This is a genomic window from Actinopolymorpha sp. B17G11, from assembly GCF_040196095.1.
In the GTDB taxonomy this organism is placed as follows: Bacteria; Actinomycetota; Actinomycetes; order Propionibacteriales; family Actinopolymorphaceae; genus Thermasporomyces.
Window position 1 is genome coordinate 20,239 of record NZ_JBEFTW010000028.1, and the last position, 22,889, is coordinate 43,127.

Consider the following 22,889-nt stretch of genomic DNA (forward strand, 5'->3'; position numbering starts at 1 on the left):
ACACCGGAACACCCTCGCCGCCAGGACACCCCACGTCTTGGCGGCGAGGCCATCCCCACCAACCCCAGGAAGGAGAACCGCGATGGCCCTGTACGTACAGACCGCCTACGACGCCACCTGCGACACCTGCGACGCCGCGTTCAGCCCAGGCAACGGCCTACTCCCCACCATCGGAGAGTTCACCGACTACGGCTGGGTCATCGACGACGACAATGCCCTCTGCCCCACTTGCGCCAACCGTGAAGGCACCACCGCCACCACGGGGCCGCGCACGTGACAGGCTCGACGTCGACCATCACCCCCGACACCCACTCGGTGCCGGGGGCGGTGGCCGCTGCCGAGACACCCACCATCGATCTCACCGACCTGGCCGGGCTCGACAAGTTCACCGCCACCGCCACCGCGATGGCCCGCGGCGCCCGCCCGGACTATCCGCGTTGGCTGCGTCACGTCCACTCCGCCGCCGGCTGCACCCAACCCGTCCGCCTCACCGGTCGCATCCGCAGCCGCACCGTCAACACTCAAACGGGTCAGATCATCTCCGAGACACCGGCGGTGTCCACGACGGGCATGCCCGATGGGGTGATCTACAAAGCCTGCGGGAACCGTCGCGCCTCCGTCTGCCCGTCCTGTGCCGAGATCTACCGGGCCGATGCCTACCAGCTTGTGGCCGCAGGCCTCAAAGGCGGCAAAGGCGTCCCCGACACCGTGGGTGGGCACCCGGCCATCTTCGCTACCCTCACCGCCCCCGGCTTCGGCATCGTCCACACCACCCGCACCAACAAGAAGAACAAGCCCGCACCCTGCCGCGCCCGCAAGACACCCGATCTCTGCGCGCATGGCGTCGACCAGCGGTGCATGCGCCGCCACCAAGACGGTGACCACCAGCTCGGCCAACCGCTGTGTGCGGACTGCTACGACTACGACCACCACGCCATCTGGAACAGCCAAGCCTCCGAACTGTGGCGGCGCACCACCATCGCCGCGAACCGGCTGCTGACCCGCTACGCCGAAGACCACGGCCACATAGACAAGGCGCGGATCTCCTTCGGCAAGTGTGCGGAGTTCCAGCGACGCGGCCTGGTCCACTTCCACATCCTCGCCCGCTTCGACGGCATCGACCCCGACGACCCAGACGCCGTGATCCCACCCCCGGCATGGGCGAACACCTTCCTACTCATATGGGTCCTCCGCGAAGCCGTCCAACGCACCCGGTTCCAGACCCACGGCCTGGTCCTGGGCGACCACCACGGCCACCAACTCGTCCACCAGCCCAACGGCTGGCCCATGAGCTGGGGAACCCAGGTCGACATCCGACCCGTCCGCGTCCGAGGCGACGACCCACTCACAGAGCAGCGCGTCAGCCAAGAGCTCGACCACACCGGCCGCCGCCGCATGCTCTCCGGCAACGCCGTCGCCGGCTACCTCGCCAAGTACGCCACCAAAGCCACCGAAGCCGCCGGCCACTCCTCCCGACGACTCACCCCCTCCACCGTCGACTACTACGCCACCAACACCCACCCCGGACGCATCATCGGAGCCTGCTGGCGCCTCGGCGCCCGCGGCCTCCAAACCACCACCGAATGGAAGACCACCCAGTACTACCGGCTACGCAGGTGGGCACACATGCTCGGCTACGGCGGTCACTTCTTCACCAAATCCCGCCGCTACTCCACCACCTTCCGCATCCTGCGCAAAGCCCGTGTCGACTACCGGCGCGCACACCACGAACGGCAAGAGCACCTCGAGGAAAACGAACACATCGAGACCATCGCCGAACTCGTTTACGCCGGCACCGGCTGGCACACCACCGGAGACGCCCTCCTCGCCAACACCGCCGCCGCACTCGCCCGCGAACACCGCTACACCGCACGCCTGGAGATGGCCACCACCGGCTGACACGTCCGTGTCGCCGTCACTAGAAGAAGAGGAGTTGGAATGGAACGGCTGTTATTGACCCCTGTCGAGGCGGGCCAGGTGCTCGGCATCTGCCGCTCACAGGTCTACGTGCTGCTGCGTACTGGTGTGCTGAGGTCCGTCAAGATCGGCGGATCCCGGCGCATTCTCGCCGAGTCGCTTCGCGAGTACGTCGCAGAGTTGGCGGACGCAGCATGAAGGGCAACGGGCCTCGCCGGCGTCTTCCTCCCGGCGCTCGGTGGATCACACTCGCAAGCGGCAAACGCCGTGTCGAGCTAGTGATTGACCTGGGTACTGATCCGGCCACGGGGAAGCGCCGGCAGGTCCGTCGCCGCTACGAGACGGTCGACCTGGCCGTTGACGACTTCGCACGGATACGACGGGAGGTCCGGGAGGGTACCTATGTCGCGCCCACCAACGCGACTGTCCGGGATCTGTGTGATGCCTGGTTGCGGTCCCGGCGAGGCGTTCGGGGTAGCACTCTTGCCGGGTACCGGGACTCCCTGAAACCACTGTGCGAGGTCTACGGAGAGCTGCCCTTCCAGCGACTCACGAAGCGACACATCGAGGAGCTGGTCGACCAACTGCAGGCTGGCAGCCTGAAACGGGCTGACGACCGGCCTCGGCGGCCATGGAAGCCACGGAGCGTCAACCTGATGCTCTTCGTGCTCCGGAAGGTCTATGAGGATGCGATCAGGCAAGGGCTTGCACTCCGCAACGTGGCCGGGCTGGTGGATCGGCTGCCTGAAACGAAGTCGGAGATGCAGACCTACACCGTCGCGGAGGTCAGGAAGCTGCTGCGGGCGGCCCGTCGGGATCGACTAGAGCACGCCTGGCATCTCGCCCTGCATGGTCTTCGGCGGGGAGAGATCGCGGGTCTGCGGTGGTCAAGTGTCGATCTGAAGGCGGGCACGCTCGTGGTGGAGGAGTCGCGGGTGTCGGTGGACGGGCAGGCGGTTGCCTCGTCTCCGAAGTCGAAGCGCAGCACTCGCACGCTGCCTCTGACACCCGAGTTGATCAAGGTGTTGAAGCGGGCCAAGAGGCGCCAGCGGGCCGAACAGTTGGCGGTTGGTAGGGCGTACCGCGTATCCGGCTATGTCGCGGTGAACGAGATCGGGGAGGCGCTGCACCCCGACACGCTGTCCGATCGCTGGTCGACCGTGGTTGGCGCTGCCAAGGTCCGTAAGATCCGGCTCCACGACGCGCGGCACACCTGCGGGACGCTGATGCATCTCCAAGGCGTTCCGATCGCCGTGATCGCCGCATGGCTGGGTCACGCTGACTCCGCCTTCACGATGCGGACCTACGTCCACTCCCAGGACGAGGCGCTGCACAACGCGGCCGTAGTGCTCGGGGATGTGACAGGTCTGTGACACATCCGAGGGAGTGCAACCTTCGTCGCGCCTGTCACACCCCCGCTGACCTGCGGAAACGTTGGAGCCAGCGAGGGGACTTGAACCCCTAACCGCCCGATTACAAGTCGGGTGCGCTACCAGTTGCGCCACGCTGGCGAGATCGGCCCAAGCCTAGCCGCGTGCCTCCGAGTGCCGACCCTCCGGATGACCAGTACGCGAGCTCAGCGTCGGATGTGCGCCACCGCCCGCGTTCGGGCCGGCCACGTTCGGACCCATCAAGCAGCCGTCAGCGGCGAACGCAAACTGGAGCTACGGTGTCAACAGGAGCTTCAGCCTAGAGCGGGTGAGCCCATGCAGGTGTGGGTCGTCTGGTCGATAGCCACCGCGGCACTCGGAACCGTGGCCGCGCTCGTCGCCACGCTCGGTTTGGGCCCAGGAATCCGTTCTACCGCGCCCGCGATCACGTGTCTCGCGCTCGGCGGCGTGGAGCGGACAGCCAGTTCGTACGACCCGAAACTCATCCGCCCTGACGGGACGACGGTCGAGGTGCTCGCCATCGACGGGGCGACCGCGTTCGTACATCCCTGGGAGGAACCATGGCCGAACTGATTGCCGGGCTGGTGCTGGCCATCGTCGCAGTCATGATCTTGGTGCGGTCGGTACGCATCGTGCCGCAGGCGCGGGCCGGCAATGTCGAGCGCCTCGGACGGTACCTTCGCACTCTCGAGCCCGGCCTGAACTTCGTGATCCCGTTCGTCGACCGCGTACGCCCCCTGATCGACCTGCGCGAGCAGGTGGTGTCGTTTCAGCCGCAGCCGGTGATCACCGAGGACAACCTGGTCGTGCACATCGACACGGTGCTCTACTTCCAGGTCACCGACCCGCGAGCAGCGGCCTACGAGATCGCCAACTACATCCAGGCCATCGAGCAGCTCACGGTCACGACGCTGCGGAATGTCATCGGCGCCATCGACCTGGAGAAGACCCTCACGTCGCGCGAACACATCAACACCACCCTGCGTGGCGTCCTCGACGAGGCCTCCGGCAAGTGGGGCATCCGGGTCAACCGCGTCGAGCTCAAGGCGATCGACCCTCCGCCGTCGATCAAGGACTCGATGGAACGGCAGATGCGCGCCGACCGCGAGAAGCGTGCCGCGATCCTCACCGCCGAGGGCGTACGCCAGGCGCGGATCCTGACCGCGGAGGGCGAGAAGCAGGGCACCATCTTGACCGCGGAGGGCGACCAGCAGGCTGCGATCCTGCGAGCGGATGGCCAGGCGAAGGCGATTGACCGGGTGTTCCAGGCGGTCCACCGCAACGACCCTGACCCGAAGCTGCTCGCCTACCAGTACCTCCAGGTGCTGCCGCAGCTCGCACAGGGCGAGGGCAACACATTCTGGGTCATTCCGAGCGAGGTCACGACCGCGCTCCAGAGCGTCACACAGGCGTTCAGCGAGGGCATGGGGAAAGGCGTCAGCGCGAACACGGGCGACGCCGGCGACAAGGGAGAGGCCGGCGACAAGGGAGAGGCCGCCGGCCGGGCGGATGAGGAGCCGGGGACAGGCGGACAAGCGGACGGTCGCCAACTTCCACCGCCACTGCGAACATCCGCGCCACTGTGAACATCCGCCGCCACTGTGAACATCCGCCGCCACTGTGAACATCCGCCGCCACTGCGACCTCCGCGGCGCCTGTCACCATCCCGAGCGCCGGCTGAACCCGGCCGGTCAGCCCGTCAGCGAGGGCGCGCGGGGCCGGTGGAGCCGCGTACGACGAGTTCGGGACGGAAGAGGTACTCCGCCCTGGGTGCGCCGTGCCCGTTGATCTCGTCGATCAGCGCCCGCACCGCCGCGAGCCCCATCGCGTGTACGGGCTGCCGCACGCTGGTCAACGGCGGGTCGGTGAACGCGATGAGCGGAGAGTCGTCGTACCCCACGACCGAAATGTCGCCAGGCACATCGAGCCCGCGCTGCCGCGCCGCCCTGATCGCGCCGAGCGCCATCAGGTCCGAGCCGCAGACGACGCCGGTGACGCCCTCGTCGAACAGCCGAACCGCCGCGGCATGGCCACCCTCCACCGAGAACAACGACTGCTCGACGACGCCGGTCACCCCGGTCGACTGCAGTCCGGGCTCGTCGAGGCAGGCCCGGAACGCGGCCAGCTTGCGCCGGGCGGGTACGTAACGGTCCGGTCCGCTGGCGAAGCCGATCCGCCGGTGGCCGAGGCTCGCGAGGTGGTGGATGGCGAGTTCGGTGGCCACCGTGTCGTCGGTGGAGACGAACGGCGCCTCGACCGAGGAGACGTAGCCGTTCACGAACACCACCGGCAGTCCGCGGCCCGTCAGCTTCTGGTAGCGCGAGGTGTCGGTGGAGACGTCGGCGTGTAGTCCGGACACGAAGATGATGCCCGAGACGCCCCGGTCGAGGAGCATTTCGACGTACTCGTCCTCGCCCACGCCGCCCGGTGTCTGCGTACACAACACTGGGGTGTAGCCGTGCTGGCCGCACGTCGTCTCGATCACCTGGGCGAACGCCGGGAAGATCGGGTTGTCGAGTTCGGGTACGACGAGACCGACCAGGCCGGCGCTGCGTTGGCGCAGCCGGGTGGGCCGCTCGTAACCGAGGACGTCGAGCGCCGTGAGCACCGCCTGGACCGTCGGCGCGCTGACGCCGGGGCGACCGTTGAGGACACGAGACACCGTCGCCTCGCTCACCCCCGCCTGCGCGGCGATGTCGACAAGCCGGGCGCGCTTGCCCGTGCCGGTACCTGAGCCAGGCTCCCGTGCGCTGCCGGCGATGGGGCCGGGACCGGAATGCATCTGCCAGAGCCTCCCGTCAGAACTTGCAGAAAGTCTTCGCAAGAATTCTGCCTCAGTCCTGGGGGACTGGACCTCGTTCCCACGGACGGTCGCATGGTCCGACCACGTCGGCCGGACGTGTCCGTGTGCAAGAAATCGGCGGTTCCTCCTGGTTCCCGGCGACCTGGTTCCCGGTTCCTGCCCGGTTCCCGGTTCCTCCCGGTCTGATCCGCGGACCTCGGCACCTGATCATGGTCGGCCCCTGCGAGGTTCGTCCGACTCTGCTCCGACCCGTCCCCGACCAGTTCCGGGCTGGTTGCGTACCTGATGGATGACAGCACGATGAAAGGCGTGTCACCATGAGCTGCCCGTGGCGCCCCCTCCTCGGGGGTCGTCAGCCGCCCTTTGCTCGGATCGTCCGGCACGTTCCTGCCGGTGAAGGGAAAGAAACCCATGGCCACAGTGACCTACGACCAGGCGAGCAGGACCTACCCAGGCTCTGACAAGCCCGCGGTCGACAAGCTCGACCTGCAGATCGAGGACGGCGAGTTCATGGTTCTCGTCGGACCCTCCGGATGTGGCAAGTCCACGTCCCTGCGGATGCTCGCCGGTCTGGAAGAGATCAACGACGGCGCCGTACGCATCGGCGACCGCGACGTCACGCACCTTCCGCCGAAGGACCGCGACATCGCGATGGTCTTCCAGAACTACGCGCTCTACCCCCACATGAGCGTTGCCGAGAACATGGGCTTCGCGCTGAAGATGCAGGGCGTCCCGAAGGACCAGCGCCTCAAGAAGGTGCGCGAGGCGGCACAGCTGCTGGGCCTGGAGGAGTTCCTCGACCGCAAGCCGAAGGCCCTCTCCGGTGGTCAGCGGCAGCGGGTCGCGATGGGCCGCGCGATCGTCCGGGAGCCGAAGGTCTTCCTCATGGACGAGCCGCTGTCCAACCTCGACGCCAAGCTGCGTGTCTCGACCCGTACCCAGATCGCCGCCCTCCAGCGCCGGCTCGGCATCACCACGGTCTACGTCACCCACGACCAGACCGAGGCGATGACGATGGGCGACCGGGTGGCGGTCCTCAAGGACGGTCTGCTCCAGCAGAACGACACCCCGCTCAACCTCTACGACAAGCCCAACAACCTGTTCGTCGCCGGCTTCATCGGCTCCCCCGCGATGAACCTGCTCGAGGGCAAGGTGACCAACACCGGGATCGACGTGGGCGCCTACACCGTTCCGCTCGAGGCGTCCTCGCGCAGCAAGCTGGGCGGCGAGACGGCGGTCACGGTCGGGATTCGCCCGGAGGCGTTCCGGATCGTGGGCGACGAGGAGAACGGCCTCACCGTCGAGGTGGCGGTCGTCGAGGAGCTCGGCGCTGACGCGTTCCTCTACGGTCTGCTCAACGGCGATGGCGAGGAGCAGAAGGAGATCATCGCCCGGATCGACGCCCGCCGCCCGCCTGAGAAGGGCGTCAAGGTCAAGCTGGCCGCGGACCCGGAGCGGATCCACCTCTTCTCCACGGCCACGGGAGAGCGCGTCAGCTGACGACTCACCCGCGCCGTCAGGAGATGGCACGTCGTCGGGGCCCACCGGATTTCCTCCGGTGGGCCCCGACGCTTTTGAGGCCGTACGTACCCACGGCCCGGTAGCCCGCTAGCCCGCACCCCCGTGATCATGATCGTGATCATGAAACTTCTGTCTGCGCATACGCCGCAAACCTTCACGATCATGGAACGTGGCGGCATCACCCGGAACTGGGCGGACGCCACGAGTCGCACTTCGGCGACAAGCCGGTTTACTGGTGTCATGCCTCGGTTCGTCTCAGTCCCCGCCGATCCCGGCCTTCTCGCCCTGCCGTGGCACATCCCGCTCGCCGAATGGCCTGACCAGCACCTGGTCGCACTCCCTCGAGGCATCTCCCGCCACGTCGTCCGATTTGTCCGGCTCGGCGGTCACGTCTACGCGGTGAAGGAGGCTGAGGAACGGTACGTCGTGGGTGAGAACCGGCTACTCCGCGATCTCGAACGTCTCGACGTGCCCGCGGTGGAGCCGGTCGGTGTGGTGCTCGACCGGTTGACCGCGGACGGCGAACCGCTCCAGCCGATCCTGCTGACGCGGCACCTGTCGTTCTCCCTTCCGTACCGCGCGGTCTTCTCCCGGACGTTGCGCCCGGACACGGTCGTACGCCTGGTCGACGCGCTCGCGGCCCTGCTGGTCCGGCTGCACCTGGCCGGCTTCTATTGGGGCGACTGCTCGCTGTCCAACACACTGTTCCGACGCGACGCCGGGGCATTCGCGGCCTATCTCGTCGACGCCGAGACCGGGGAGTTGCACGACGAGCTGTCGCCTGGCCAGCGTTCGTACGACCTCGAGCTCGCCCACACCAACATCTTCGGCGAGCTGCTCGACCTGCAGGCCGGCGGGTTTCTGTCGGAGGACATCGAGTTGCTCGAGCTCGCCGACACCGTCGTACGCCGCTATGAACGCCTGTGGGAGGAGCTCACCGCGCCCGAGGAGTTCGACACCGGGGAGCTCTACCGGCTCGAGCACCGGATCCAGCGACTCAACGCGCTCGGCTTCGACGTCGCCGAACTCGACATCCACACCGACTTCGACGGGCGGCACATCCGGATCCAACCCAAGGTGGTCGACGCGGGCCACCACAGCCGGCGGCTGCTCCGGCTGACCGGCCTGGACGTCGAGGAGAACCAGGCGCGGCGGTTGCTCAACGACCTCGACGCGTTCCGGGCGGCGACCGACCAACAGAACGAGGACGAGGAGATCGTCGCGCACCAGTGGCTGACCGAGGTGTTCGAACCTGTTGTACGCGAGGTACCGGCCGACCTGCGCGGCCGGCTCGAACCGGCGGAGGTGTTCCACGAGGTCCTCGAACACCGCTGGTATCTCTCGGAGCGGGCCGGCAATGAGATCCCCCTGGTCAAAGCGGCCCGCGCCTACGTCAACGACGTCCTGCGCAATCGGCCGGACGAGCGGGAGGCCTTGCCGTCGGCCGCTGATCTGACCAGCCTGGCTGAACTCGAACCCTGATCGTGCACCGTCCAGCAGTGCCCGGCGCGACCTGCGGCAACGTCCGGCCGTGAGCTCCGGCCACGTCCGACAGCGTCCGACAGTGACCTCCGGCAACGTCCGGAATGACCTGCGAGCGTCCGGCGCGACCTGCGGCAACGTCCGGAATGACCTGCGAGCGTCCGGCGCGACCTGCGGCAACGTCCGACAGTGACCATGATCATGAAGGAAAAGCGGCAGATACGCCGACAAAACCTTTCATGATCACGAGAAGGTGGTGCTTCTAGCGGAGGGTCCACCAGGTTGTCTCGCGGCGGGCACCAGCCCAGCTGAAGCTGAGGTGGATATGGTCGGTGTGCGGGTTGGAGCCGGTGTACCACAGCCAGCCGGCGTCCGGCCGGTACGCCCGCCACATCTTCCGGTTCCAGATGACGTACATGATCCCGAGCCGGCGGGCGAACGCGTGCCGGTTGCCGTGAACGTCCGGCCGCAGCAGCCAGTAGAGGAAGTCGTTGGCGTTCTTCCGGCTCGACGCGTTGAACGCGTTGAACGCGACGTCGAGCGCACGGCCCTCCTTGTGTTCGTTGATGCTGGAGCTCGAGCACGGCCGGGCGATGCTCCAGGCCCGGTTCCCGTACGTCTCGATCACGATGTTCTTCAGCGCGGCCGGACCGAGTTTGTTGGTCGGACTGCAGGTCGTACCACCCTGATAGCGGGCGTACGCATCGATCGTGGCCGGGAACGACGGCGTGGGCGGCATGCGCCGTTGCCAGGTGGCCGCGGCCGCGCGGGTCGGCTCCGCTGCCCGGCCGATCTCCACCGCCTGAGCCACCTCCACCGCCTGAGCCACCTCCACCGCCTGAGCCACCTCCACCGCCTGAGCCACCTCCACCGCGTGGCTCGCCCCTGTTGCGGGGGTCCCCTTGGTCGCCGACCGTTCGAGAAGGAACCCCGGGACCCGACTGTCCGCGAACACGGCGTCCCATGGCCAAAGCACCACTCCGGCGGCGGCTACCGACAAGAGACTGCGCCTGGCCACCCGGGAGCTCTTCGTACCGCCCGATCTCGCATTGTCCATATCCCACAGCTCACCGGAGGATTCGGCGCGGCGGCAGCCGGCTGAAGGCATGTTTGGGCAACCCGCATGACCTGCCGCCGCGCCCGCAGAAGCCCCGACGTGAGAGGACTATCGCTTTGCGTGGCGGGTGCGCTCCGGTGCTCAGCGGGCAAGGTCGCGGGCGATCACGACACGTTGGATCTGGTTGGTCCCTTCGAAAATCTGCAGGACCTTTGCCTCGCGCATGAACCTCTCCACCGGAAAGTCGTGCGTATATCCGTACCCGCCAAGCACCTGAACGGAGTCTGTGGTCACTTTCATGGCGGCATCGGTGGCGACCAGTTTGGCGATAGCGGCCTGCGTACTGTAGGCCAGTCCACGGTCGCGGCGCCGCGCCGCATCGAGATAGGTCGCCCGGGCACTGTGCACGGCAGCCGCCATTTCGGCCAACAGAAATCCCAAGCCCTGAAAGGAAATCACCGGCTTGCCGAACTGTTCGCGTTGCTTCGCCCACTCCACGGCGGTGTCAAGGGCGGCTTGCGCGAGCCCGACCGCGCAGGCGGCGATACCCAGCCGGCCGCTGTCCAGGGCCGCGAGTGCGATCTTCAGGCCATCGCCTTCGGCACCGATCCGTCGCGCGGCGGGGACGCGTACCCCGTCCCAATGGACCGTGGTGGTCGGGGAGGCCGTGAGTCCCATCTTGTGTTCCGGAGCGCCGAAGGACAGCCCCTCGACGCCCGCGTCGACCACGAAGCAGCTGATTCCCTTCCTACGATCCGCCGATGTACGCGCGAACAACGTGTAGAAGTCCGCCTCACCGCCATGGGTGGTCCAGGCCTTCGTCCCGTCGACGAGGTAGTCCGACCCAGCAGCCGAAGAGCCGCTGGCGTCGCTGGCGTCGCCATCCTCGATACGCCCATCAGGGCGCACCGCTCGGGTGGTCATGGCACTCACGTCGGAACCGGCCTGGGGTTCGGACAGACAGTAGGCGCCCAGCACTTCGCCGGACAGAAACCGGGGAAGGAGCTCGGCCCGCTGCTCCGGCGTTCCCGCCGCCAGCAACGGGGAACACGCGAGGGAATGCACGGACACGCCGACAGCGACACTGAGCCAGGCGTACGCCAACTCCTCCAGCACCTGCAGGTAGACCTCGTACGGCTGGGCGCCGCCGCCGTACTCCTCCGGAAACGTCAACGACAGCAGGCCGGAGCCTCCGAGCAGCCGGAACACCTCACGCGGGAACTTCGCCGCCGCTTCGGCCTCCGACACGGCCGGTGCCAGCTCCTGCGTGGCGATCTCCCGGACCAGTGCCAGGAGGTCGTTGGCCTCGCTGGTGGGGAGCAGGCGTTCGGTCCGCATCGGTCCTCCGCGACATTACCGACAGTCCGGCGTGGGGCACGTCGATCGAACGGGCGCGGGGTCAACCCGCGCCTCACCTGCGTACTCTGTCACGGACTCGCCGGTTCGGCATCGAGATCGACGCGTGCACAGGCGATGCCGCGCCGCCGCCAGGTGTAGGTGGTCACGACCCCTTCCGTGTCCGCCGCCACGGCGGGATAGGAGAACTCACCGTCAAGGGGCGGTTGCTCGTCCTCGATCACAGCGTCCCGCACCCAGCTGGTGCCGTTGTCGGTGGAGCTCGCGACCACCAGAGGCGTACGCGGACCGGACGGCACTCCGACCGGGTTGTGCACGCACACCAGCCGGCCGTCGTCGAGGCGTACGAGGTCGAGACCGCTGTTGTTGTTGGGCAGCGCCGTCGTCACCGCCGGGCTCCAGGTGTGACCACCGTTGGTCGAGTCGCTCCGGCACGCCCAGCCGCAGGTGCTTCGCAGCAGCATGTGCACCACGCCGGGTGCTGACTCCCACAGCGTCGGTTGGATGACTCCCTTGCCGGGAAAGGTCGCGTGATCGAGTGGCACGAGCCGGCTCGGCCGCCAACTGCGTCCTTCGTCGTACGACAGATCGACGAACGCGTCCCAGGTGTGTTCACGTTCGATGGAGGCCGGTGCCACCCATGATCCGTCGGCGAGCACGATCGGCTTGTTCTTCACCGGACCACGGCCGCCGACATCGCCGGCGACGAGATCGCGCGGCTCACTCCAGGTGTAACCGTCATCGGTCGACCGGATGACCCTCGTGTACCACGCCGGGATCCGGTGCCCCACCTTGTAGAACAAGGAGATCTCGGCGCTGCCAGGTGCCCGGAAAAGCACCGGGTTCCAGTGTGGGAGGTCAGGCTCGTCGGCCACCTTGACCGGGCGGGACCAGCCGCGCCCCGGCGCCCTGCGGGCGAGCCAGATCGCCACATCACCCGCGCCCTCTCTGCTGCCGCCGAACCACGCGGCGAGAAGCCGGCGCTCGCCGAGCGGGAGGACGGTCGAGGCATGGCACTCCCGAAACCTCGGGTCGTCGACGACCACGAACTCCTTGCTGACCCGTGCCACCCGGGAGCTCCTCCGTGTTCAGTGGGCGGTCCCGTTTCCTGCTACCTCGATGAGCGTTCCTGTGGTGGTCCCCAGGATTGTTCCGTGCGCTGCGACGATGCGCGTCAGCGGAGGCCGCGGCGCCGGGCGACCTCGTAGAGCGCGATTCCCGTGGCGACCCCGGCGTTGAGCGATTCGGCGTCCTGTCCGATCGGGATCCGCGCCAGCTGGTCGCACGTCTCGCGGACCAACCGCGACAACCCTCGCCCCTCTGAGCCCGCCACCAGGACGACCGGCTCGGCCAGCTCCTTGACCTCGGCCATCGTCACGTCTCCATCGGCGGCCAGACCGACCACCATCAGACCCTCCTGCTGGTACGCACGAAGAGCCCGGGTGAGGTTCACCACCCGGGCCACCGGCACGCGCAGCGCGGCACCTGCCGACGCCTTCCAGGCCGAGGCGGTCATCGCGGCGGACCGGCGTTCGGGCACCACCACACCGTGCGCACCGAAGGCCGCGGCCGAACGAACGACCGCACCGAGGTTGCGCGGGTCGGTGACCCCGTCGAGCGCGACCAGCAACGGCGGCCGGCCACTGTCAAGGGCACCTTGCAGCAGGTCGTCGGCGTCGGCGTAGGCGTACGGCGGAACCTGCACGGCGACGCCCTGGTGTACCGCACCGCTGGTCAGCCGGTCGAGTTCGGTACGGGTCACCTCGGACAACGGCAGGCCCTTGTCCACCGCGAGGCGGAGGATCTCCCGGACCCGATCGTCGCGGTCGATGCGTTCGGCGATGTGCACGGACCTGACCGGAACGCCGGCCCGGAGCACCTCGGCAACCGGGTTGCGGCCCACGATCCATTCGGCCCGCTCGCCCGCACCGGAACGCCGACCCGGACCCGAGTCGGGCCGCCGACCCGAGCCACGTGCACCGGCGCCCTTCCCGGCCGCCTTCGTCGCCTGGGCACGCTTGTACGCCTTGTGGTACGGACGATTCTCCGCCTTGGGTGTCGGGCCCTTGCCTTCGAGGCCGCGCTTTCGCCGACCGCCCGAGCCGGCCGTCGGGTTGCCGGAGGCGCGTTTGCGGACCGCGCCCCGGCGCCTGTCGTTACCGGGCACGGCATCCTCCGCAGGATCGGGACGGCGAGTTGTGGGAGGAATGTCGCCTTCTACAGCGACGAACCTCCAACAAGGCGAGGTCGGGCACGTTCACTCGCTCTCCGGCGGCTGGCTCGCCACCTGCTGACTCGCCACCCGGTGGCTGGCGACACTCCAGCGCGCACCGTGCGGAGTGTCGGTCACGTCGATCCCGGCGGCGCGCAGGCGGTCGCGGACGGCATCGGCGGCCGCCCAGTCCTTGCGGGCCCGGGCCTGCTCACGCTCGTCCAGCAACGCCCGCACGAGCACGTCGACCGCGGACCGCAGCGACTCGTCCGCACCGCCGGTCTCCCGCCAGCGCGGGTCCATCGGGTCGAGACCCAGGACCGACAGCATGGAACGTACCTCGACCAGCCGCGCCAGCACCGCCTCCTTGTCGTCGGCGGCGAGCGCGGAGTTGCCTTCGCGGACGGCGTTGTAGACAACGGCGAGCGCCTGCGGAACGCCCAGGTCGTCGTCCATCGCCGCCGTGAACGCCCCGGGCACCGCAGGCCGGTCGTCGATCGGAGCCGCACCCACCGACTCGCCGACGAACTCCACGGCGTGCAGGACGAAGCTCTCCAACCGCTGGTAACCCGCGGCCGCCTCCTGCAGGGCCTCCTCGGAGTACTCCACCATCGAGCGGTAGTGCGGCTGCGCGAGGTAGAACCGCAGCTCCACCGGCCGGACCCTTCGGACGACCTCGGAGACGAGGACGGAGTTGGGCAGCGACTTGCTCATCTTCTCCCCGGCCGCCGTCACCCAGGCGTTGTGCAGCCAGTAGCGGGCGAACGGGTCACCTGCCGCCTGGGACTGGGCGCGTTCGTTCTCGTGGTGGGGGAACACCAGGTCGAGACCGCCGCCGTGGATGTCGAACTCCGGCCCGAGGTACTTCGTCGACATCGCCGAGCACTCGATGTGCCAGCCCGGCCGGCCCGGACCCCACGGGGTGTCCCACGACGGCCCGCCGGGCTTCGCGCCCTTCCACAGCGCGAAGTCGTGGGGGTCGCGTTTGGCCTCGACGTTCTCGGTGTCACCCGCCGGCTGGACCTCGTCGATCCGCTGACCTGACAGCGCGCCGTAGTCGGCGAACGACCGCACGTCGAACAGCACGTCACCGCCACTCGCGTAGGCGTGCCCGGCGTCGATCAGCCGCTGGATCAGCGCGATGATCTCCGGGATGTGGCCCGTCGCCCGCGGCTCCAGCGTGGCCGGGAGGCAGCCGAGCAGGTCGTACGCCTCGGAGAACGCGCGCTCGTTCCGGTAGGCGAGCTCCCACCACGGCGTCTTCTCGAGCGCCGCCTTGGCGAGGACCTTGTCCTCGATATCGGTGACGTTGCGGATATATGCGACGTCCATGCCCTGGTGCAGCAGCCAGCGACGGAGCAGATCGAAGTCGACGGCGAACCGCACGTGTCCGGCGTGGGGCGGGCTCTGTACGGTGGCGCCACAGACGTACATCGTGACCTTGCCGGGCTGTCGCGGCTCGAAGTCACGGATCGCACGCGTGCGCGTGTCGTACAGGCGCAGGTTCATGTCGCCCAGGGTACCCAGGGGGCGCCCCGTCGATCATGCTCGGCCGGCCTCAGCCGTGCGCGCGCCGAGATTCTGCATCACCTGCCGAAGCGTGTCGCTGGACTTGCCGAGCTCCTCCCCGGAGAGGGTCTCCTGGATGTCGTACGTCGACCCGTTGTGCAGCGCCAGGGCCGCTTTGAGCGGCATCATCCGGTGCATGGTCGCCGAAGCGATCTCCTCGAACGGGATCCAGAGGTTCTCCGGCCGCGCCGCCAGCTGGGCGACGGGCTGACTTCCGACGAGCTCTGTCAACCGCTTCTTGCCTTGGTCGGTCGCCTTGGGGCAGGGGGTGAAGACCAGTCCCTCGTCGGTGATGAGGAGATCCATGCTGTCCTTGCCGACCTTGACGTTGGCCATCGCACCGACGACATTGGCGCCGCTGGCGTCGGCCCGTGCCTGCCGTGGCGCCGCCAGCGCGATGTCGATGCCGACTTTGCGCAGCCACGCCCGCACCCGGGTGGCGCCGTTCGGGCCGGACTCGAGGGTCTCCAGGACCGCTTTGATGTCGAACTCCTCGCCGTCGGCGAACAGCAACCGGGGCGAGCGGTCCCACCGATGCTCCACCCGGACCATCCCACTGCGAATCGCCGCGATGGTGAACACCGAGACCAGGCCACCCTGCGGTGCGTTGGCCTGCACCATCAGGTCGTAGAGCTCGCCGAACCTATCCGCCTCGGCGGCCCGCAGGATCGTCTCGAACGACTCGGGCGTACGACCGGTCACCCGCGACAACGCGCGGTACATGCCGTCCGCGCGCCGCTGCTCGGCGGCGAGGACACCCTGCGCGGTGTACGACGACCAGTCGAGCAGCTGGCGGTCACCGAAGTCGAGGACCGCCTCCTCCAGTTCCACCATCAGGCGTTCGATCCCGGCGAGCATCCGCCAGGCCGGCCGCGGGTCGGTGTGTGTCCCGATCTCCGGCGCGCCCTGCAGGGCGGCGATCCGCTCCGGCGTCGACGGGTGGCTGTCCCAACGCGACGTCCGCTCGTCGAGCTCCTCGCCCCGCAGCCGGGACAGCTCGCCGTGCCGGGCCTGCAGCATCCGCGGGAAACCAGCGAACACCCCACGCGGGGCGATGCCGTAGTCGAGCGCCCACGTCACGTAGTTCTTCAGGTAGAAGTTCCACGCGGCGAGCAGGACCGGCAGCTCCCGCAGCGCGGTCTGGATCGCGTGTCTGCCGGCGACCGCGGCCGCCGCCTGGTCGGCCTCCAGCTCCTGCTGCCGGCTGACGGTGTTCTCCACCAGGAAGTACAGCCGCGCGTACAGCTCGAAGACCTTACGGACGATCGTCCGGGTGATGCCCCCGTCGCGCAGCTGCTCGATCGTCCGGCCGATCGTGATCCGGCCGCGGTAGTTGATCTCGCCGAGCCTGGTGTGGGCGTGGGAGTAGTGGCCCAGCTCGTGGCCGAGGATCGCGCGCATCTGGTCGGCGTTCATCGTGAGCAACAGCGGCAACCCGATCAGCATGTAGCGCCGGCCGCTGCGCAGACCGAGGAGCGACGCGTCCTCGGTGACGGCGGCGTTGACCTCGGGTACCAGCCAGATCTCGTCCGGCGGACCGGTGACGACCCGCTCCGACAGGTCCCGCACCATCGCCCACAGGTGCGGCTGGTCACGTTCGTGCAGCGGCACGCCGTGTGGCGTGAACGGGGGACGCTTCAGCGCCTTGACCAGGCCGACCACGATCGCGGCGGCGGCGGCGAGGAGTGCGAGGACGATCTGCGTACCGCCGTTCGCGTGCGTCGCGATGTAGTACGCCGCGAACGCGAATCCCCCGATCACCGCGAACGCCAGAACGTAGAACCCCGCCAGCATCGAGACCGCGACCGCTGCGCGCCACCCGGTAGTCATCTGTCTCCTGCCTCCCTCCCGGCGGCGAGAGTAGCGGGTTCTTCACGTCGTACGCCCGAGTGTGTCCATAGTCGAGGGCGGCTGGCTACCTCCGATCAGCCGACTGTGACCAACGTGCTGGCCGGGTACATCTAGAGTCGCAACCGGCGTGAGGTCGAGATCGCGCCCGACAGCGTAGTGACGAACGCGTCCAACGAGTCAGGTACGTCGATCCGGTGCCACATCTGCGGCGGGTCGTACCACTGCAGGCCGGCGTCGGGATCGCCCGGCCGTCCCGAAGCCGCGAAGATGCGCGCCCAACGGTCGAGCAGGCCGAACACCAGGGCGTACGGAAGGATCCGCGCGACCAGCTCCGCCCGCGACGTGTCCGGAAGTTCGGAGCCGGGCGCCAGTTCGAGGTAGCCGCGCAGGTCGTGCAACTGGCTCAGCAGGGCGCTGCCGCGCGCGGTTCTCGCCGGTGCCACCACGCCGCCCCACGCGAGGATCCCGCCGGCGAGCACGACACCGAGCCCGACCAGACCCAGGCCGGCGTACCCCAGTCCGACGGTGGCCACCAGACCGACCAGGGAAAGCACCCCACCCGCCGTCGTCCAGGGCGAACGCACCGCGTCCGGGCGCTGCCGGAACCAGCCCTTCGCGTGGACATCGGCGTAGAGCTGCTCCTGCATCTGGCGCAGGCCGTCGGCGAACCGTCCCGCCAACGCCGAGACCGCGACGCTGCGCGTGCCGTTGTCCCTGCGGATGTGCCGATCGTCGCCGGGGCCGCCCAGGAGCAGGGCGAGGAGGACCCGTTCGTACGGCGCGAGATCGCCCTCGCCACTCTCCGGCGTACGGCGGATCACCCAGTCCGGCCGGCGATAAGGGGACGGGCGTGGCAGCTCCTCGATCACCACGTGACCACGGACCGCGAGGTCCAGCACGGTCGCCACGATGTCGACGACGTCGGCGCTCTCGTCGACGACCGTGCCCAGCTGGCCCGGTCGGACCCCGTCCGGGGGAACGAAGCGCACCTCGCCCGACGGCTCCTCGCTGATCGGGTGGTACGCAGGACGCCGCGGCACCCGGGCGTCTCGCCCGCTGGTCCACCACAAGGCCAGCACGGCGCCCCCGGCGACGGCGAGGACGATGAGCAGCAGGCTGACCGACACCGGGGTCACGGAGAAAGCGTGCGCGAGTGGTCCGCCATCGTCGAGCGGTTGGTCGGGCCCCCTCATGCGCACACAGTAGTGTCCGCGCCGAGTGCCCGGCGCCCTCGTCGAACTAGGTGACTAGCTGGCCGCCGGCAGGACCAGCGCGGTGGCGAACGCGGCGAGACCTTCGCCGCGACCGGTGAACCCGAGCCCGTCGGTCGTCGTCGCCGAGACCGTCACCGTGGCACCACAGGCGGCACTGAAGACCTGGCAGGCCTCCTCCCGGCGCGACCCGATCCGGGGTCGTACGCCAATGACCTGCACCGCGACATTCCCCACCCGCCACCCCGCTGCCCGCACCCGGCCGGCCATCTCGGCGAGCAGGTCGGCGCCCCGGGCATCGGCCCACGCCGGATCCGAGGTCCCGATCTGGCTGCCCAGGTCGCCCAGCCCGGCGGCGGACAGCAGCGCGTCGCAGCAGGCGTGCGCGGCCACGTCACCGTCGGAGTGACCGGCCAGGCCGAGTTCCTCGTCGGGCCACTCCAGCCCGGCCACCCACATCGGCCGGCCGGCAGCGAACGCATGAACGTCGACGCCGATCCCCACCCTGGGCAGTCCGTCGCTCACGTCTGGATCCTTCCCACGCCCGTGCGTCAGCGGGCGCCGTCGGCTCGTCGTCGGGCCAGGAGGGCCTCCGCCAGCACCAGGTCGAGCGGCCGGGTCACCTTGAACGCCTCCTCCGAACCAGGAATCGCCGTCACCGCGATACCGAGGCGTTCGACGAGGCCGGCGTCGTCGGTGATCGCGCCGAGTTCCTCGGCGGAGGCCTCCGCGGCCCAGGCGTGCGCCTTCGCCAACACCGCCCGGCGGAACCCCTGCGGTGTCTGGACCGCCCGCAACTGGCTGCGGTCGAGAGTGCGTAGGACCGTGTCGGCGGCGACCTCCTTGACCGTGTCGGTGAGAGGGACGACCGGCACACACGCGTCGGCACGTTGCCGGACGGTGGACGCGACGGCCTCGACGAGTTCCGGCGGCGCCAGCGGGCGCGCGGCGTCGTGGACGAGCACGACATCGACGTCGGCCGGCAACGCGGCGAGCGCGCGACCGACGGAGCTGTGTCGGGATTCCCCACCCGGCACCACCTCGACGTCGGCGCCCCACTCGAAATCGGCCAGCAGGCGTTCGACCGCCGGGACATCGGGACCAGGCGCGGCCACCACGACGAGCGAAACACCCCGGGCCCGCGCCAACGCGCGGACGGCGTGGACGAGCAACGGGGCACCGCCCAACAGGCGAAGCGCCTTGGGACGGCCAGGACCCAGGCGTTCACCACGCCCGGCGGCAGGAACGATCGCGGCGGTTCTCATGGCATCACTGACAAGGAAAGGGTCAAGGGCGCCGACTGGCGAGGAATGGAAGGAAGGGAACGAGCGACAGGGCGGAAGGGCAGCTCATCGGCCCCGACCTCGAAAGGCCGGGGCCGATGCGGACGAACCTCAGGAGGCGAGTACCTCGTCGAGAAGCGTCTCGGCCTTGTCCTCGTTGGTGTTCTCGGCGAGCGCGAGCTCGGAGACGAGGATCTGACGAGCCTTGGCGAGCATGCGCTTCTCACCCGCGGACAGGCCGCGGTCACGCTCCCGGCGCCAGAGGTCACGGACAACCTCGGCCACCTTGATAACGTCGCCCGAGGCGAGCTTCTCCAGGTTGGCTTTGTAGCGTCGCGACCAGTTGGTCGGCTCCTCCGTGTGTGGCGCGCGCAGGACTTCGAAGACCTTCTCGAGCCCGTCCTGACCGACCACGTCGCGAACCCCGACCAGGTCTACGTTGTCTGCAGGGACACGGACGACGAGATCGCTTTGGGCCACAATGCGGAGAACTAGATAGGTTTTGTCCTCGCCCTTGACCTTGCGGATCTCGATGTCATCGATGACGGCCGCCCCATGATGGGGGTACACCACTGTCTCGCCGACCTTGAAAGTCATATGTCAGGTACCCCTTCCTTGGTGACAAGGGTAACACGGGGCGATCGGGACGCCCTCGACGTTTCCGCAGGTCAGGGCCGGGATGTGGGCTTGACAAGAAGCCGATCATCGTGTTCACGCAGGTGAACGAGTCCGCTTGACGGCTCCGTCACGGTCTCGCGGGCCGACTTGGCCGCGGCCATGGCGGCGACTCGGCGACGGCTTACGACCACTCCTCACAGCCGGCGAACGGCAGGTGCTTGCCCGCCACGTACCGCGGTCGCGGCTGGTACGGATTGACCCCCGGCTCACCCCGCAGGTGGAACGCGCTCGCCCACGGCGGGTCATCGGTCACGATCCTTGTCGTGGTGGGGATGTAGCGGATGGTGAGGCCACACCGGCGATGCGGCGACGTGTTCGCGTTGCTCCCATGGACGATGTGCGGATGGTGGACCTCGACGTCACCTGGTTCGAGGATCACGTCCACGGCCGCGTCCTCGTCGATGTCGACCGCGATCTCCTTGCCCAGAACGCTTTCCACCTCGGTGTTGTCGCGCATGCCCGCCACGTCGAGCTTGTGGGTTCCCGGCACGAGGCGTACGCAACCGTTCTCCGGCGTGGACGGGTCGGCCGCGAGCCACAACGTCACCACCCGCATGGGTTCCAGCGGCCAGAAGGCACCGTCCTGGTGCCAGAGCACGGGCTGGCCGGAGTACGCCGGCTTGCAGATGTAGTGCGAGGCGAACAACGCGATGTCCGGGCCGATGAACATCTGGGCGATGTCGAGCAACCTGTCGTCTGCGATGAGGCGTACCCAGAACGGGTCGTCGCGCATGAGCACGTGGCCGAGGTTCTCGGGGCGCAGCTCGGGATTGCGGGCCTGCAGCCAGTCGACGTGGGCGTGTACTTCGTTGATCAGATCCGCGTCGATGACCTTGCGGAAGATGGCGTAGCCGGTCTCGTCGTAGCGCTGGATGATCTCGTGATCTTCGGTCGCCTGAAGGCTCATCGGCACATCCCTCCTCGAGTCGTGACCTTCATCGTCGGGCGACCGAAAGCCGACCGATAGCACTCATCGTGCAGAAATATGTAATCTCTTGATATGCCAGCCTCGACCGTGCTCCGCTTCGAGGCCCACGCCCTCGGCCGGCCCTACCACGCCGCACACGTCCGGCTGGGTCCACGGGCGGCCCTGACCGGCCCGCACCGGCACGCGGACTTCTACGAGCTCATGGGCGTGGTCGACGGCCGCGGCGAACAGCACCTCGAGACCGGGACTCAACCGCTCGCGCCGGGTGACATCGTTCTCATCCGGCCACACGACGAGCACGCCATCGCCGGCCGGACCTCTGGTGGGCTGGGGTTCGTCAACGTCGCCTTTCCCGCCGACGCCTGGCGGGCGTTCGTCGACCTCAGCCACGCCGATCCGTACGGCGCGTGGGACCGGCGGGCACAACCGCCCCTCGTGTCACTGACCGGCAAGCAGGGGACGGTGATGCGTACGTCGTTCGACCGGGCGCTCGCCCGCTTCCATGACGCGCCGACGATGCGCGACCTCGTACGTTTCTGGTCCGAGGTCGTCGATCTCCTCTGTGCCGGCGGCGCCATGGGAGCCGGCAGCGGCGGCGGGGTTGGTGACGGCGAGAGCGGTGCTCTCGAACCCGGCACCCGACCAGGCTGGCTGGTGCGCGCCCGGGCCGCCATGCGACGGGAGTCGAACCTTCGCGGCGGCGTACCCCGGCTGCTCGAACTGGCGGGGGTGAGCCCGGCGCACCTGTCCCGCACGATGCGCGGGCACTACGACACGTCGCCGACCCGGTTCGTCTCCGACCTCCGGCTCGAACGCGCCTGCACCTGGCTCGCCACGACGGACCTCACGGTGACCGAGATCGCCCACCGGTGCGGCTTCGCCAGCCAGTCGTACTTCACCCGCCGGTTCCGACAGGCCGAGGGCCTCTCCCCCCGGGAGTTCCGGGCACGGGCGCGGCGGGCGTTCGTTCCGTGAAAACACCGCGACTGAGCGTGGGCGCGCCGGGATCAGCTCCGGTCGGCGCCGGTGTTTCCCCGATACGCTGGCGAGCGCTCCGGGTGCGAGCCGACGAGGGGGAGCGCCACCGTGCAGTCAGCAAGAAGCAGCCGTCCTGGCCTGGGCCGTAGCCTGGCCGCCGCCGGCCTGATCGCCGTGATCCTGCCCGCGCTCGCGCTCGCCGGTTGCGAGGCCAGCATCGGAGCGGAGACGCAGGACCCATACACACCAGGCCAGGGAGTGCACGCCGACACCGACGAACTCCGGCTCCGGGGCGTCGTCGCCGTCTCGGCGGTCGACGGGAGCGCCACGCTCGTCGGCACGATCCTCAACCAGAGCTCCGTCGACGACGCGCTGGAGACCGTACGGTTCCGTGGCGGCCGGACCACGCTCGGCCGGTCCCCCCTGCCGCTGCGGGGCCGGGGTATCCGCGTGCTGGGCGTCGACACCAGTCAGGGGAAGGCGACGCCCGCCACGCTGTCCGGGCGAGCCGTACGGGCCGGTGTGGTCGTGCCGCTGACGTTCGACTTCCGACGGGCCGGAACGGTGACACTCAACGTCCTCGTGGTGAGCCGTGAGGGGCCGTTCGCCACGGTGCCGGCGCCGTCGAAGCCAGCAACTCCCTAGCAAGCCG

At 68.8% G+C, this 22,889-nt stretch carries 22 protein-coding genes and 1 tRNA gene; 10 read left to right on the top strand and 13 right to left on the bottom strand.

Annotated features, from left to right (window positions below; translation table 11 throughout):
- Positions 1–82 precede the first annotated feature (82 nt).
- The 4 genes from ABN028_RS24725 to ABN028_RS24740 all read left to right on the top strand — a co-directional run bounded on the left by ABN028_RS24725 (position 83) and on the right by ABN028_RS24740 (position 3,290).
- On the top strand, positions 83–277 hold the full coding sequence (locus ABN028_RS24725) for a hypothetical protein (protein WP_349698297.1): 195 nt from the start codon (positions 83–85) through the stop codon (positions 275–277).
- On the top strand, positions 274–1,899 hold the full coding sequence (locus ABN028_RS24730) for a replication initiator (protein ID WP_349698298.1): 1,626 nt from the start codon (positions 274–276) through the stop codon (positions 1,897–1,899). Before ABN028_RS24725 ends, ABN028_RS24730 begins: the two co-directional genes overlap by 4 nt.
- A gap of 39 nt (positions 1,900–1,938) precedes the next feature.
- Positions 1,939–2,115 carry a helix-turn-helix domain-containing protein gene (locus ABN028_RS24735; RefSeq protein WP_349692761.1) on the top strand — a complete coding sequence of 59 codons (177 nt, stop codon included), beginning with the start codon at positions 1,939–1,941 and terminating at the stop codon, positions 2,113–2,115.
- A gap of 80 nt (positions 2,116–2,195) precedes the next feature.
- Positions 2,196–3,290: a tyrosine-type recombinase/integrase gene (locus ABN028_RS24740; RefSeq protein WP_349698299.1), complete on the top strand. Its 1,095-nt coding sequence runs from the start codon at positions 2,196–2,198 to the stop codon at positions 3,288–3,290.
- A gap of 62 nt (positions 3,291–3,352) precedes the next feature.
- On the opposite strand, the gene ABN028_RS24745 is transcribed toward ABN028_RS24740, so the two are convergent.
- Positions 3,353–3,428, bottom strand: a tRNA-Thr gene (locus ABN028_RS24745).
- 195 nt (positions 3,429–3,623) lie between these two features.
- Here ABN028_RS24745 and ABN028_RS24750 point away from each other — a divergent pair.
- Together ABN028_RS24750 and ABN028_RS24755 are read left to right on the top strand one after the other, a co-directional pair.
- Entirely contained in the window at positions 3,624–3,881 is a 258-nt protein-coding gene (locus ABN028_RS24750) for a hypothetical protein (RefSeq protein WP_349328134.1), read from the top strand.
- Positions 3,869–4,894, top strand: coding sequence for an SPFH domain-containing protein (locus ABN028_RS24755; protein ID WP_349698300.1), 1,026 nt, complete (start codon positions 3,869–3,871; stop codon positions 4,892–4,894). The genes ABN028_RS24750 and ABN028_RS24755 overlap by 13 nt, the downstream gene beginning before the upstream one ends.
- A 113-nt stretch (positions 4,895–5,007) precedes the next feature.
- Here the strand turns inward: ABN028_RS24755 and ABN028_RS24760 are convergent, their stop codons facing one another.
- Positions 5,008–6,090, bottom strand: a complete 1,083-nt coding sequence (locus tag ABN028_RS24760) for a LacI family DNA-binding transcriptional regulator (protein ID WP_349328136.1) — start codon at positions 6,088–6,090, stop codon at positions 5,008–5,010.
- A gap of 432 nt (positions 6,091–6,522) precedes the next feature.
- Here ABN028_RS24760 and ABN028_RS24765 point away from each other — a divergent pair, with 432 nt between their 5' ends.
- Positions 6,523–7,611 (top strand): ABC transporter ATP-binding protein, encoded by a 1,089-nt coding sequence (locus ABN028_RS24765; protein WP_349328137.1) that lies wholly within the window; start codon positions 6,523–6,525, stop codon positions 7,609–7,611.
- A 261-nt stretch (positions 7,612–7,872) separates the two neighbouring features.
- Positions 7,873–9,114, top strand: coding sequence for a DUF4032 domain-containing protein (locus tag ABN028_RS24770; RefSeq protein ID WP_349328138.1), 1,242 nt, complete (start codon positions 7,873–7,875; stop codon positions 9,112–9,114).
- Between the two features lie 262 nt (positions 9,115–9,376).
- Here the strand turns inward: ABN028_RS24770 and ABN028_RS24775 are convergent, their stop codons facing one another.
- The 11 genes from ABN028_RS24775 to ABN028_RS24825 form a co-directional block, all read right to left on the bottom strand.
- Positions 9,377–10,132 carry a VldE C-terminal domain-containing protein gene (locus ABN028_RS24775; protein WP_349698301.1) on the bottom strand — a complete coding sequence of 252 codons (756 nt, stop codon included), beginning with the start codon at positions 10,130–10,132 and terminating at the stop codon, positions 9,377–9,379.
- 180 nt (positions 10,133–10,312) lie between these two features.
- Entirely contained in the window at positions 10,313–11,509 is a 1,197-nt protein-coding gene (locus ABN028_RS24780; protein ID WP_349698302.1) for an acyl-CoA dehydrogenase family protein, read from the bottom strand.
- A gap of 89 nt (positions 11,510–11,598) precedes the next feature.
- Positions 11,599–12,597, bottom strand: a complete 999-nt coding sequence (locus ABN028_RS24785) for a sialidase family protein (protein WP_349328141.1) — start codon at positions 12,595–12,597, stop codon at positions 11,599–11,601.
- A 104-nt stretch (positions 12,598–12,701) separates the two neighbouring features.
- Entirely contained in the window at positions 12,702–13,694 is a 993-nt protein-coding gene (gene rlmB / locus ABN028_RS24790) for a 23S rRNA (guanosine(2251)-2'-O)-methyltransferase RlmB (RefSeq protein ID WP_349328142.1), read from the bottom strand.
- A 90-nt stretch (positions 13,695–13,784) separates the two neighbouring features.
- Positions 13,785–15,248: a cysteine--tRNA ligase gene (cysS, locus tag ABN028_RS24795; protein ID WP_349698303.1), complete on the bottom strand. Its 1,464-nt coding sequence runs from the start codon at positions 15,246–15,248 to the stop codon at positions 13,785–13,787.
- 33 nt (positions 15,249–15,281) lie between these two features.
- Complete coding sequence (locus ABN028_RS24800) at positions 15,282–17,138, bottom strand: M48 family metalloprotease (RefSeq protein WP_349328144.1); 1,857 nt, start codon at positions 17,136–17,138, stop codon at positions 15,282–15,284.
- A gap of 131 nt (positions 17,139–17,269) precedes the next feature.
- Positions 17,270–18,352 carry a DUF2207 family protein gene (locus tag ABN028_RS24805; RefSeq protein ID WP_349698304.1) on the bottom strand — a complete coding sequence of 361 codons (1,083 nt, stop codon included), beginning with the start codon at positions 18,350–18,352 and terminating at the stop codon, positions 17,270–17,272.
- A gap of 54 nt (positions 18,353–18,406) precedes the next feature.
- Positions 18,407–18,895 (bottom strand): 2-C-methyl-D-erythritol 2,4-cyclodiphosphate synthase, encoded by a 489-nt coding sequence (gene ispF, locus ABN028_RS24810; protein ID WP_349698305.1) that lies wholly within the window; start codon positions 18,893–18,895, stop codon positions 18,407–18,409.
- A gap of 26 nt (positions 18,896–18,921) precedes the next feature.
- The gene (ispD, locus tag ABN028_RS24815) at positions 18,922–19,635 is read right to left on the bottom strand and encodes a 2-C-methyl-D-erythritol 4-phosphate cytidylyltransferase (protein ID WP_349698306.1); all 714 of its coding nucleotides are present in this window, start codon (positions 19,633–19,635) and stop codon (positions 18,922–18,924) included.
- 129 nt (positions 19,636–19,764) lie between these two features.
- Entirely contained in the window at positions 19,765–20,250 is a 486-nt protein-coding gene (locus ABN028_RS24820) for a CarD family transcriptional regulator (protein ID WP_349328148.1), read from the bottom strand.
- A 202-nt stretch (positions 20,251–20,452) separates the two neighbouring features.
- Positions 20,453–21,238: a phytanoyl-CoA dioxygenase family protein gene (locus ABN028_RS24825; protein WP_349328149.1), complete on the bottom strand. Its 786-nt coding sequence runs from the start codon at positions 21,236–21,238 to the stop codon at positions 20,453–20,455.
- Positions 21,239–21,331: 93 nt separating this feature from the next.
- Between ABN028_RS24825 and ABN028_RS24830 the strand changes: the two genes are divergently transcribed.
- Both ABN028_RS24830 and ABN028_RS24835 read left to right on the top strand, forming a co-directional pair.
- Positions 21,332–22,234, top strand: coding sequence for a helix-turn-helix domain-containing protein (locus ABN028_RS24830; protein ID WP_349698307.1), 903 nt, complete (start codon positions 21,332–21,334; stop codon positions 22,232–22,234).
- A gap of 111 nt (positions 22,235–22,345) precedes the next feature.
- Complete coding sequence (locus ABN028_RS24835; RefSeq protein ID WP_349328151.1) at positions 22,346–22,882, top strand: hypothetical protein; 537 nt, start codon at positions 22,346–22,348, stop codon at positions 22,880–22,882.
- Positions 22,883–22,889: the final 7 nt, after the last annotated feature.

Coding starts and splice junctions, on each gene's coding strand:
- ABN028_RS24735 (WP_349692761.1), top strand. CDS start 1,939: ATGGAACGGCTGTTATTGACCCCTGTCGAGGCGGGCCAGGTGCTCGGC.
- ABN028_RS24725 (WP_349698297.1), top strand. CDS start 83: ATGGCCCTGTACGTACAGACCGCCTACGACGCCACCTGCGACACCTGC.
- ABN028_RS24760 (WP_349328136.1), bottom strand. CDS start 6,090: ATGCATTCCGGTCCCGGCCCCATCGCCGGCAGCGCACGGGAGCCTGGC.
- ABN028_RS24825 (WP_349328149.1), bottom strand. CDS start 21,238: ATGAGCCTTCAGGCGACCGAAGATCACGAGATCATCCAGCGCTACGAC.
- ABN028_RS24770 (WP_349328138.1), top strand. CDS start 7,873: ATGCCTCGGTTCGTCTCAGTCCCCGCCGATCCCGGCCTTCTCGCCCTG.
- ABN028_RS24780 (WP_349698302.1), bottom strand. CDS start 11,509: ATGCGGACCGAACGCCTGCTCCCCACCAGCGAGGCCAACGACCTCCTG.
- ABN028_RS24820 (WP_349328148.1), bottom strand. CDS start 20,250: ATGACTTTCAAGGTCGGCGAGACAGTGGTGTACCCCCATCATGGGGCG.
- ABN028_RS24765 (WP_349328137.1), top strand. CDS start 6,523: ATGGCCACAGTGACCTACGACCAGGCGAGCAGGACCTACCCAGGCTCT.
- ABN028_RS24805 (WP_349698304.1), bottom strand. CDS start 18,352: ATGAGGGGGCCCGACCAACCGCTCGACGATGGCGGACCACTCGCGCAC.
- cysS (WP_349698303.1), bottom strand. CDS start 15,248: ATGAACCTGCGCCTGTACGACACGCGCACGCGTGCGATCCGTGACTTC.
- ispD (WP_349698306.1), bottom strand. CDS start 19,635: ATGAGAACCGCCGCGATCGTTCCTGCCGCCGGGCGTGGTGAACGCCTG.
- ABN028_RS24830 (WP_349698307.1), top strand. CDS start 21,332: ATGCCAGCCTCGACCGTGCTCCGCTTCGAGGCCCACGCCCTCGGCCGG.
- ABN028_RS24800 (WP_349328144.1), bottom strand. CDS start 17,138: ATGACTACCGGGTGGCGCGCAGCGGTCGCGGTCTCGATGCTGGCGGGG.
- ABN028_RS24750 (WP_349328134.1), top strand. CDS start 3,624: ATGCAGGTGTGGGTCGTCTGGTCGATAGCCACCGCGGCACTCGGAACC.
- ABN028_RS24755 (WP_349698300.1), top strand. CDS start 3,869: ATGGCCGAACTGATTGCCGGGCTGGTGCTGGCCATCGTCGCAGTCATG.